Origin of the sequence: Flavobacterium hankyongi, from assembly GCF_036840915.1 — a bacterium.
Classification (GTDB): domain Bacteria; phylum Bacteroidota; class Bacteroidia; order Flavobacteriales; family Flavobacteriaceae; genus Flavobacterium; species Flavobacterium hankyongi.
On the sequence record NZ_CP085725.1, the window covers coordinates 811,992 to 824,579 of the forward strand.

Annotated in this window: 6 protein-coding genes; all 6 read right to left on the reverse strand. The window is 32.6% G+C overall.

Annotated elements, in window-relative coordinates; all coding sequences use genetic code 11:
• Window positions 1-16: 16 nt before the first annotated feature.
• Complete coding sequence (locus tag LJY17_RS03775; protein WP_264542518.1) at window positions 17-8,248, reverse strand: RHS repeat domain-containing protein; 8,232 nt, start codon at window positions 8,246-8,248, stop codon at window positions 17-19.
• A gap of 29 nt (window positions 8,249-8,277) precedes the next feature.
• The gene (locus tag LJY17_RS03780; protein WP_264542519.1) at window positions 8,278-9,396 is read right to left on the reverse strand and encodes a prenyltransferase/squalene oxidase repeat-containing protein; all 1,119 of its coding nucleotides are present in this window, start codon (window positions 9,394-9,396) and stop codon (window positions 8,278-8,280) included.
• Window positions 9,380-10,249: a phytanoyl-CoA dioxygenase family protein gene (locus LJY17_RS03785; RefSeq protein ID WP_264542520.1), complete on the reverse strand. Its 870-nt coding sequence runs from the start codon at window positions 10,247-10,249 to the stop codon at window positions 9,380-9,382. The genes LJY17_RS03780 and LJY17_RS03785 overlap by 17 nt, the downstream gene beginning before the upstream one ends.
• Window positions 10,250-11,104: a phytanoyl-CoA dioxygenase family protein gene (locus LJY17_RS03790; protein ID WP_264542521.1), complete on the reverse strand. Its 855-nt coding sequence runs from the start codon at window positions 11,102-11,104 to the stop codon at window positions 10,250-10,252.
• A 26-nt stretch (window positions 11,105-11,130) separates the two neighbouring features.
• Entirely contained in the window at window positions 11,131-11,436 is a 306-nt protein-coding gene (locus tag LJY17_RS03795) for a hypothetical protein (protein WP_264542522.1), read from the reverse strand.
• Between the two features lie 123 nt (window positions 11,437-11,559).
• A complete protein-coding gene (locus tag LJY17_RS03800; RefSeq protein ID WP_264542523.1) occupies window positions 11,560-12,582 on the reverse strand; it encodes a hypothetical protein in 1,023 nt (340 codons plus the stop codon).
• Window positions 12,583-12,588 lie beyond the last annotated feature (6 nt).

Genomic DNA, 12,588 nt, shown 5'->3' on the forward strand with positions numbered 1-12,588 from the left:
GAAATTTACTTAGAATTTATAGTCTAATAATTCCATCAGCTGGCATTGGATTATTGGCCACTGGAAGATTCATAAAATTGAGTTCTTGCTTAGTACGTTCTTGAGCAAAAGAGTTAGTTTCCAAGCCTCCTATGCTACCACCAACAACTCCTCCTACTACAGTATTTAATATTCCTGTATCCATACTATTTCCATTTATAGCATTAGAACCTAATTGTATAGAAATATCGATAGCTTCTGATTTAGCAATACTTGCAGACATTCTGGCAAACAAATTACCCCAACCCGATTTATAATCTATTCCAGGTATTGCCCAAGATAAACTCGAACTTAAAACTCCTTTTACTAAAGCTTCATCTAAACCTGTGCTTAAATCATTTCCATGAGCTGCATTATCTATTAAACTGGATGTTGTTGCAGCTAATTCGGCACCGCCTACTGCAAAGGCACCTTTTATACCTGCATTGGCAACTTTGGCTAATGTGCTTACTGCCTGTCCAGCTTCTGCTGCGGCTTTTACACCTGTAGCGGCTTCTGCGGCTATGGAACCTGCTGCACCAAAACCTGCCGTTATTGCTCCAGCAACAAAACCTACTGCTGTATTGATACCGTATTCTTTCCAACTAAATTCATTAGTTACTAAACTAACTGCAGAATACGTCACAGCACTTACACCAGCTCCAATAAAAGCACCCGCTAGGGAAGCAAGTCCAACACTAACAGGAGTGGATAGTCCACCTGTTATGACTTCTAAGACTCCAGCAACAGCATCAATAACAAGACCTATTAGAATTTCGATAGCACCAATAATGGCACCTCCAATTGCTGAAAAGAAATTACCAATAGAAAAATGACCAGAAGGATCTATAAATACAAATGGATTGTTTCCTGCATAGATATAAGGACTAAAAAATTGATTGTAGCTATCCATAACCCCAAATCTTCCTATTCTACTAAAATAGAATCTGGCCTTATAGTTGTAAATGCCTAAATCGTAATCATATTCTTGACTGGTGAATAAATAAGGGAAAAACTCTGCTTCTGGTTGAGCAATTATTTTTACGTTTCCATAAACATCGTACTCATAAGCTGCAACTGGTTCGGCATTAGTATTCATGATTACTCTGATAGAACCTAAGTGATCTTTCAAAGTATAGTAAGAAGCATCATTTTTAACAAATGAAACAATACCTACTGGTCCATAAATAAAATAGATAGTGTTTTGAGTATTCTCGGTCTTTTTAATTTGTACCAGTGGATTTCCTGACAAACTCTTTACATACAAAGTACTTTCTTGAAGGATATTACCAGAAAATTGTTGTTTTAAAACTCTATCACTCGAACTGCTGTAAAAGAACTTGTATTGTTTCTCTAAAGTCAAATCATTGATTTTGCTAGTTATTCGAGTACCAGAATCATATAAAAACTGTAAATTCTGTGCCGCATATCCATCATCTTCTGTCGCTTGATAAGTTCCAATTGCTCCATTTAAATTGTATTGGAAATTAAAAATTGAATTTTGGTTGGAATCAACAACTTTTTGTAAGCGATCCCCTTTTCCAGATTCGGATTCAAATTGATAGGTTTTAGAGTTTATTGTTATGGTGTCAAAATTTCCATTGTTATCAAATTGATATGTCTTATTATTTGTTTGTTGACCTCTAGTTTCTACAACATTTTCTATAGCATTTAATGAATTGTATGTATTGGTAAATGTTGAACCTGCATCCATGTTAGAAGGATAGTCAAAACTAATCGCTGCTGGCTGTCCGTTATAATATGCCTTTCCGTTTGGAACAGCAGTTTTAATATTTTCTTCAAATACAATAGAATTATCATGCTTCACATCAGTCATATTATTTAACCAAACCGGTGAATCATAACCATAATTACGAATCATGCTTGAAGCATTTGGATTTAATATTTCCTGTAGAATTTTTCCAGTTGGATTGTAAGTATAGAAAGCAATATCACTTGACCCTTTTTCTGTTCCAATAGTTGCTATTTGTCCAATTATATTATAACTGTAATAGATTGAATAAGAAGCTGTATCTTTTTGAACAGGATAATCTATTTGGATAATTCCACCTAAATTGTTGTAATGAAAACCTGTTTTATACTCCTCAGAATCAAAATCAGTTACTTTTTGGGTTCTTTGGATCACATTTCCGTAAACATCATAAGTGAAATTTTCGATTACATCAGCTTGACCGTCATCAGAATGATTATTTTCAGTACTAACTACCTGTCCAATTTGGTTAGGAAGAGGAGTTCCATCAAAATCATACTGCGTTTTTAAGCGCCAAGTATTTACATTTTCAGGATAATTGGGCTGATTATTTGCTATTTCTTGTAAAGCATTTCTATCCCAAGTGCCCATTACATAGCCACTTTCTATTATCCTACCTGAAAGATCATACTTATAATACTGATACGTTCCTTGATTTTTTGCTTCGGCATCTTGACGAAAACGCAAGCGATCTGCCTTATCATAAATCATTTCAGTTGTTCCTCCATTAGCAGAAGTTGTAGACATCAATTGCCCTAAGAAATTATAGGTTTGATAACTTACCCAATTCTCATTGTTTTCTGATCCTTCTTCATAATTAGGTGACAAGGCTCTTATTGGATAACCTAAATCGTTATAATAAACTGCCGAAACAATTTCCTGTGTTGGTGTTTTTTGACTTACTTTTCGAACCTCTTGATTTCTTTTATTAGAAATAGTTGTTGTAGTATTACCATTTTGATCTTCTATCGTTAATTGATAGTATTCTCCTTTTGGTAAATCAAAATCACCATTATTACTACTATAATAGAATTTTTGTGTATTTGTACCTAGCTTATAATCAGCACCAGGCATTGATTTTTCGATGACTCTACCTAAAGGAGAAGTTTCATATAAATAACCAAAAAATGGGTAGCCAGCGTCTTCAGGATAATAGTCAGAAATTAAACCATGCATTTGTTGGTTTTGTAAATCATAAATAGCAAAATCAGTTAAATAGTTAAAAAGAGGAGTTGTTGAAGAAGCATCTATAAAAGCTGGTTTGGTACTAGCAATTAGATTCCCTTGCGGATTAAAAATATTTTGCATCACAGTCATACGAGTATTATCTAACAACTGAGACTGTAAATCATTACCTGTAGCATTCACAAAAGTTTGCGTTACCATTGTATTAAAAGCAGTCAACAAATAATCAATACTGATTTTATTATTTGTAAATAAGCTTAGTTTTCCTGATATCACTTCTGTTGTGGTATAATTAAAAATGAGTACACCATCTGCAAAAAACAATAAGCTATTTTTATTAACAAGAACTAACCATTGATCTGCCAGATTGGTAACTTCAACTTCATTTGAAGTATAATTTACACTGTAAAATTTATTGAATTCTGAGTCGTAAATTGCTTTTTCTTTTGATTTGATTCCTTTTTTAATTGTTTTAGAATACAAACCTTTTCGCAACAGTTTACTTTGGCCTTTGCTTTCTGAAGTTGCAGAATCTAAGGTAATTACTTGTTTTTTACTAGAAATAATATGATTACTATTGTCCAACAATTCCCATTGATGAGTCGATGGATTCCATTGAATAGTGAACATATTACCAATTCTTAATCCCAGTGAATTTGAAATAACTTCTTTAGGTGTTAATTGTACTAATAGACCGTAATTATTGACTTTATCACTTTTATAATCAAGAATTCCTTCTTTGTTTGAAGCAGTATAATTCAAGATTCCGTTTTCAATTTGCCAATCAGCATCTTCCATTGGAGTCCAATATTGTTTCCATTCGTTTGCCTGAGTAAATCGAACAGCATCACCTCCATCAACCGCTAATAGTTTTAATTTACTATTAGGATCAGTAATTGAAAACGCATTGTCGTTTCCTGTTCTTGAAAAATAGTTTGTTGCCATGGCTGCTGTTTTTTCAGCAAAACTGGTATTAGACACTACCCTTTGGTAATCATCAAAAAACTTAGTTTGAATTTCTCCGTTACTTCCTAAGCTAGATTCTACAACATCAATTTCCTGATTTATAGAAACAGCAGAAAACAAGCTATGCAATGGTGAAAATCGAATACAATCTACTAAAACAGCACTTTGTGTATTGTCATTTTGAGCTTTTACGATAATTGTAATCGGGTTATTAGTTGCAATTTGTTTGAAGTTAAATACTTTAAAAAGATACGTCCATTTCCCCACTTGCTCTCCAAAAGGTAATATAATGTCTTGTCCAATAGGGTTCCCATTTTGTGTGAATGACAAAATCCATTTTGCATTTCCTTTTGTGATATCAAAACCATCAGGGAGTTTTACATAACTAGAAAAAACATAATCTTGTTCTTGATTGTGTGGCGTAAAACTATTTTGTACACCTACTCCATTACTAATTTTTAAAGAAGATTGACCAAATTTAGCATCTATAGTAGTATCATTTTGATTAGGTATGATAGACGCTTTTGAAGTTATTTCCCAGCCATTAGAACTTTCATAAGATTCAAAACTATAAAATGAAGCTTCATTACCTATTTTACTCGCCGTTAAAAATTCGGCTACCTGAAACTGTGCATCATTACTATAAATGTATGAAGAGTGAACACCTTCTACATTCATCATTTCATCAACAGTATCATATTCCCCACGTGTAACAACTTCTTGTTTTTTTAACCAATCTTCATTGTTTTGTGGAGAAGTATAATCAAAAATAGGTTGATTAGCATTATTCCCTAGCCATTCAAAATTTTGAAATGGAGACCACTTCCATACATTGCTATCAGACCAATTTTTCCATGTAACTACTTTAGAGCTTACATAATTTTTGGCGTTATTTTTATCACTAACAAATACAGATTCTTGCGCAATTGCATTCAACAAATGTTTTTGTTTCATGACCGACTGATAGTCCGAAATTTGTATTGCATATTTTTTTTCGTTTGTAAGGGTCTTTAATGTACCTTCTGAATCATAATAAGATGTTATAGAGGTCATTGGTAATCCCAAATCCTGATAATAATTTACTGTAGAAAGTTGCGAAACTCCATCTTGTTGTGATAAGACTTTATTAATTCTGTAAAATGCCCCGTAGAGATAATTTTTCTGATTGACATTATTTTTAAATATTTGCCAATAGTTTACTTCTTTAGTAATTAATTTACCTTCCTTATCATATTGTAATTTTTGTAATAGTGCACCATTCAAAAGCGCACTATAATTATAAACCCAATTGGTATCATAAGGAATTTCATTTTGAGCTGATACTCCGTTAGAAAAATAACTTATAGAAATGCCGCTTGTAGTTTTAGTAACATCTGGAATTTTAGTTCCAAAAAATGTAGTCACTTTAGGAAACTGCGCTAAACCTGAACGTCCATCATAAGTAATAATGGATTGAGCTGAACGGGCATAATCATACGACTGATAATAGGCTTGTTCTTCATTGACATCGTTTGTAATTGTGATGTAAGAAACAGGCGTTATCGTTACGGAATCTGTTGCTTTTCCATCAACAACTTTATAAATGGATAAGGAATTACAACTGTCAAAATCTTGATTTGAAGGGTACGTAACAAAAGTGTCTGATCCTGCAAGAAGTGTTCCAGGTTTTACATTGTCTGAATCAACAACTATTTTTTGACCAAATCCATCTCCCGTAATAGGTAATTTTATAGGAGCGTCAATACTACCATTACTAGGATTTACAAAATAAGTTTGTGCATTGTTATCTGTAGTATCTTGATAAGCAATATATGATGAAGCTCTATTTTGAACTGTATTGGGTGCATTCAAGTTATTTAGCTGTTGTGATAACTTAAGCCAAGTTCCTTTAGTATTTAGATAATATACATCTTTACCAACAGTCATATAATTGCCACTGAATGTAATATTTTTATCGGTAGAAACTAAATTTTGAAGCAAACCCCAATTCCCTATATTAGGATTAAATTGAAAATATTGATTAACATTGTTTGCCCCTTGTACTTTAGACATCGCAATAATATCGATACCTGTAGCAAAGTTTACTTTATCATCAGCTTTTGTTGTAAAAGCCGTCGATTTCCAATTTTGAGCATTATTACTACTTCCAGCACCTCCTATGTATCTATTTGCAAATGGATTATTTGTAATTAATGCATCGGTTAAAATGGTTGAGAATAATTGAAATTGAGATTTTCCCTCTACAATTGGTGATTCATAATTTCTAACCAAAGGACTTGCAGCGTCAAGTAAATTAAAATTTTTATCCCATTGCAGAATTCTTAAACTATAGTTTATTTTATCATTGGTCTGTGCTGTAATGTAAGTCGCTACAGCAAAGGCATTGCTTAAGTTTATATTAAAAGGAAAATTAGAAGCATCTGAAGTATCTTTATAAATAGTAACATTTGATGTACTATACAATGTGCTCTTTGTCCAAACATTGTTTCCATTATGATAAAATAACTGAAACTGTAATACTTTTGTAGTATAATTGTAAAAAGAAGCTATATAATAATTGTCTTTTGCTTTTAATAAGATATTAGAAGCATTTGCTATATCTGAAGGTGAAGGTGTTAATATAGAAATACCTCCTTGTACAGGATTAACCGAGTTATTCCATGTTTTTTGCTTCCAGTTCCATTGAAATACAGTAACAGGATTAGTTGTGATTTCTTTGCTAGAAACAATGACAAAATCCTTACCTGAATCTATTCCAACTTTAGATGTATCTGATTTTAGAGGAAAATTTTGTACACCATTAGTCAAGTTGAATGTACCAAATTTCTCTGGATTTCTTCTGTATAAAAATAATTGAACTTGCTTTCTTGTTTTTTCAGTAAAATAAAGTGCTATATAATCAGATTTTGCAATAACTCCTAAAGTATCGATATCAAAATCAATATTCGTAAAATATGGTGTAGTAGGAACATCTGAATTTAACTCGTAAGTTGACCAATTTCCAGACCAAGAATGTACTTTGGCCACTAGTTTTTTATTGACTTTATCATACCAAGTAATCACAGTATAGTCGGTACCAAACCAAACTCTAGGAATGGCATTAGTCATTGGACTGGTTACTTTTACATTTCGTGAACTATTTAATGGTTCATCTTTATAAGTGTAAATTGCTCTAGCACCTTGAGGATATAAAATACTTTTTAATGCACCTGCATTGGTATCTTGTATTTTGTCATAGTAATCAAACTCCATTCCTGGTAAAGTGTTCCCCTTAGGTTGCACTTGCCAAAAACTTTTTAAAACCCTTTTCCACATCAAAGGATAAACAGTTGTTTGACTATTAGATCCCAGATTGATAAAATCGTATTCAAAAACAATCGTGAATTGCAATATATTCAACTTATTTTTGACTTCTATATAATCTAAAAAGCGAGTTTCATAACCATCTTGATAGGCATTTGGTGCAGGCTGATTGGTATGCATCGCCTGATATTCAATTATATTTTGCGGACTTGGGTTATTAGTACCAAATTTTTCCCCATAAAAGAATGAAATTGTTCTTTGAAAACTATCTTCAATTTGTTTAAGATATGAAGCTTGTGTGTACACCAAACCATTTGAATTCCCCACAGGAATGTTCACATTATCGTAAGTGTATAAGACCGATTGGTCCCAAGTATTTCGAACTTCGGATAGGTTCCAAGCAGCTACATAGTTTTCTTGTCCCGAGGTAACATTAGAAGTCCCCATCCAGTTCCCCCATTGCACGCCGTATTGAACAGTGTTTCGTCCACTGTTCTTGTCACCATAAATAAAAACAGTTCCATCTTCTTTAATGATAGTCCATTTTTCATTATATGGATCGTATTGTATGTCCCAAAATTCAAAATTTCTAAGTTGGAACAATAAACTAGCTGGATTTCCAGGTAACATTCCATCTTGTATTAAAGGATTTGAACTTCCATTTTCCATTAGAAAATAATCATCTGACGAAGTAGTACCACTACCGTTTTTATTGACTACAATTTTGTCAAATGACATATCCCAACCTAAACCTAAAATTCCAGTTGGATTGGTAAGATTCCAGTTTTCTACAGAATTTTTTATATTGCTGGTGTACATTATATTCACATCTACATCTAATCCTTTTCTTCCCTGAAAAGTTGCTATGTTTACAGGAATATTTGCAGTACCAGTGAATAAATTGACACTTTCTTTTATTTGACCTACAGCTTTATTATTAAACTGGAACGTCGTAACCTGAGGCTTATTCTGGTCATTGTTAGGTGTTGTATTGTTTGAGTTCATTTTTAGTAGTTTATTTGATTAATAGTTTTTTAGAAGAATGCGGCGCAAGCTCTTGTAACAAAACTTGTGGTTATAGGCGCACTTTCATAGGTAAGTATGGTGTGTATGTAACCTATAGGGCGTCCCATAGGCATTTGGATAAATGGGCAAGATTCCCATCCTTGATTTTCAATATATCGTTCAGTTAGAAACTGTAAACTTTTGTCTAACCATTGAGAATCAATCTCTCTATTTAAATAATTAGAAGCGATTGAAATACCTAGCAAAGCCAAAGCTGTTTGTAAAGAATCCGATTCTTGGTCTTCTAATCCCCATCCTCCGTCAGATCTTCTTGTGCTAAACAAAAAGTTTAAAGCATTGTTTATAACTTCTTTATTACCAAAGTTTTTACAAATCGCTTTTATACTAACAAATGTTCCGTAATATAATCCGTGATACCAAGTGCTTCCCCAAGTACCATGATTCTGTTTGTTATATAAAAATTGTAATCCTCTTTGAATATCTTTTTCAAATCGCTCTTTATCATATAAATTCAGAGCATATAAAAAATTAGCGACTACATCTACATCAGATCCTGTTCCCCAACCTTTATGGATCCATTCATATTGTAGTAGCTGTTCTTTTGTCAAGTTTTCTTTAGGTAGAATCCAAGTTTCCCAACCTAAATCTTCATTTGCCTGTTCATTTAGTATGGTTTGAATTGGAATTTCAAATAAATCCTCAAAAAAAGCTTTAGGATAGTAATGACAAAAAGCTTGTAAAATTTGAGCCAAATCATCTACATCAGCAGGTAATTCTATTAAATCAACAAAATAACTCCACCCTCCTATTGCATCTTTTCTTCTTGAATTGCGTAAATAATCTAATTCTGAAATAATAACCGTATCTAGGTTTAAGTTTGTCTTTTCATTGGCATTAATAAACGTATCAACAATCAAAGCTCTTTGAAAGATGTCGGTCACTTGTAATTCTTCTTCAACAAGAAAAATTTCTTTTGAAAAAGGCATAGAATGTTTCGTATTGACAAAACCATTTTTTTGTTCCTCTAACAAATGTTGAATACCTTTATCAAAGAGTCCTTTCCACGACATTGCTTTGTTTTGGATTGAGATATGATTATCAATTATTTCTTTAGAAACTTGTGACATGGCTTTCCTTTTTAAATTGGCTTAAATAATTAAATAGCTTTTCTTTTGATGCTATTTCTTTTTCTAGGTTTATACTTTGAATAAGTTCGTACTCTTCGGGATTTGGTTTACTAAAAAGAGGTGCTGAGAGGTAGTATTTTTGATCTACATTAAATACTTCTGCTGTTTGATTACATGTATTATGATAATGATATCTCAGATTAGATTCTTTGGGACCAGCCAAACCAGCAGCAACAATTCTTGGCTCTGTACTTTTATTTGTTGGAGAAGCATGAAAAACAGCTGGATTACCTATGTAAGCCTGACCTGCTTTCATATACAATAACTCACCAAACTGTTCTAAAAGTTCTTGTTGTATTGTTATAAAAGGAAATGGCTCTCCTCCACATCTTGGAAAATGTAAAAAATACTGACTTCCTGGTATTACTTGTAATCCACCATTAACTTCATTAGTACCGATAAGCGGCACCCACAGACCAAAAGGTTGATAAATTTGTTCATCTAAAAATGAAGGATCTTGATGTAATGGAACTGTTCCAATGTTTGAATTTGGATATTTGACATTAAAATTTCCCCAAAAGAAAGTAACATCAATAAAAATATTTTGCATTGCATTTTTAAAAAATGCCTCTATTACGTTAGAAACTTCATTTCTAAAAACAACATTCTTGCTCATAATCGTCGAAGCAAAAGCAGCCTCGCCAAGATCGCCTTCAAGATTATCGTAAGCAGCTCTAAGTGAACTAACTTCGTTTGAAGATAAAAAATCAACTACAACATATCCTTTTTTATTAAACAGATCTTGATGCTCATGATTTTTAAAAAGAGCTCTATTTTTATTTGTTGTATTCATTTAAACAGGTAGTTTACTTTCCTTTTTTGATTCTCCTAGAATCATTCTGATTTTCTCTTGATCAAGAGCGTCGAAATGATACGGTACTTCTCCAATTTTTTTAGCAATTGACTCATCAGGTCTGCTAAAAAGTGGCGTTTCTATATAATAATCAGGTTCTAATTCGAACACTTCCATAACAGTACTTGGATTTCTAAAATCTTGATAATAGCAACGCATTTGACTTTCTTCTTCAGCTAACCAAGCCAAAGCAGCTACCCTTTCAGTATCACTATAATTGGATGGAGACCAATGGAATACTTTTGAACTTCCTATATAAGCTTGTCCTGCCTTTATATCTAGGCGCTTAAAGTAATTTTCTATCAAATAAGGACTCAATTCATTGTATGGAAACTTAGGAAGAGTACTTCTTGGACCATTATTTAGTCGCTGACTACCATCTATAACTTCAAGAGCTCCATTCATTTGATTGGTATCAATAAGTGGTACCCATAAAGTAATGCCTTGATATTTTGATTCATCTACATAAGCAGGATCCTGATGGATAGAACAAATACTCTCCGATTGATTCGCTTGTTTGGAAGTAAATATTCCGAAGAAGAGCTTAAAATTATCCAAATGTGAAGCCACAGCTTTTGCAAAAGTATTTGTGATGCCATCCGAAACTTTTTTTCTGTAATCGGCATCCATGCTCATATTGGAAGTCGAAAAACCTCTTTCTTTTGGTTGTGCATTTAACTGATTATATAGTTGTTGTAATGAAGCAACTTCAGAATGATTTAAGAAGTCAATTACCACATATCCCTTTTCTTCAAACTCTTTTTGTAGAATAGGATCATTGAAAACATTTCTCATATTTTTTATAAAAAATTAGACGTTGATTAATTGTCTCTGGTAAATAAATCTTGAAGTTTATAAAACCAAGACAATACAATAGCAAAAGGAACAGCTGGGAAAACCCAGTAATTATAAATTGGCGTTTGGCCAAGAAAGAGTATTGGATACCCTTTAGCTTTAGGATAATCTTCAAAAAAAAGTTGAATGCTTTCATCTACTTCTAAAGGAATCCTTTCAATGATGTATAAGGACAAAACAACCACCAACTTTGATAAAAACTTGCATTTTCCGCAATATCCTTGGTAATAAATGGCTATCTTATTCTTAGGAATAATTATGCTTTGTTTCATATGTGTAGATAATAAGAGCCTTATGCAGATTGCAATATGCATTCTACAACAGTAAATTTTAAATAATTAAATATTTAGCTTAAAAAGAAGACTTTAAGAACTAATACTTTGGTTTACAAAATTTTAATTAGCAGTGATTTTATTCTTCAGATAAAGGTTTAATCTTTTATTTCCCATAATATCTATCCCTAATCCGTAATAAGAAACAGAGCAGTCATTTTCCAAAACTTCTTCTTTTAGTGGAAATTTGGTTACATTATTTTTTGATGCTGTTTTATCCAATAAAACAATCCATTCACTAGGATTTAGTTCTACGTAAGAAGGACAAGCACAAACATCAATTTTAGCATCAAACAATTTAGAACTGGCAATATGAAAACCAACATTAAAAACAACACCAGCTAAGTTTACATCTTTGTCACCAATAACATCATTTAAAAAATTTGAAACCGACTCGTTAAGCAGTACCGGTATTTTTAAATCATCTATTGAAAGCTTATGTGTTAATCTAAAATAGATTTTAGCTCTTAGATTTTTTAATGAACTTCCTTCTAAGCCTATACTCATAATATTTGCATAAGGACTTAGGGTTTTAACAAAATCATCAACTTCTGTATTATCTGGCATTAAGTGATGTAACCAAGCTCTAAATCTCTCCCATGATTCTTCTTTTCCTCCTCTTCTACCATCTATATAAACAGCCATTCCTTTACTATCAGGAGAAGCTCCTAACCAAAAAACGCCATCAGGATAATCTTCCATATTTTCTTTCGAAACAGGCAAATGAAAATCTAACATTCCTTCACAGATTTCTTTTATTTCTTCTGTTTGTGTGGTAACATACAATTTTTGTAAAGCTTGGTAGCTGTACTCAAATCGTTCTTCTGGCGAACCTATAATACATGAAGGATCACTTATAAAACGGTTGTGCAAGCCTTCACTTGAAGAACTAATGCAGTACTGTAATGGAGTTCCATCTATATTTAACCCCGATCTACCTCCTAATTGAAGATTGGTCTCAGCGGGCAAAGCAAGTAGTTCATCTCTTAAATCCAACACTTGTTTGGCCGAAGCCAAACTAAGTGTGGATGCATAAGAAGAAAGTTTTGCTACGTTTGACAAAATTGAATCTTTAGTCGTATTCATAGCGTT

What these genes read in the sequence shown, in the direction of transcription:
- LJY17_RS03800 (WP_264542523.1), bottom strand. Translation starts at nt 12,582, where the DNA reads ATGAATACGACTAAAGATTCAATTTTGTCAAACGTAGCAAAACTTTCT.
- LJY17_RS03780 (WP_264542519.1), bottom strand. Translation starts at nt 9,396, where the DNA reads ATGTCACAAGTTTCTAAAGAAATAATTGATAATCATATCTCAATCCAA.
- LJY17_RS03795 (WP_264542522.1), bottom strand. Translation starts at nt 11,436, where the DNA reads ATGAAACAAAGCATAATTATTCCTAAGAATAAGATAGCCATTTATTAC.
- LJY17_RS03790 (WP_264542521.1), bottom strand. Translation starts at nt 11,104, where the DNA reads ATGAGAAATGTTTTCAATGATCCTATTCTACAAAAAGAGTTTGAAGAA.
- LJY17_RS03785 (WP_264542520.1), bottom strand. Translation starts at nt 10,249, where the DNA reads ATGAATACAACAAATAAAAATAGAGCTCTTTTTAAAAATCATGAGCAT.
- LJY17_RS03775 (WP_264542518.1), bottom strand. Translation starts at nt 8,248, where the DNA reads ATGAACTCAAACAATACAACACCTAACAATGACCAGAATAAGCCTCAG.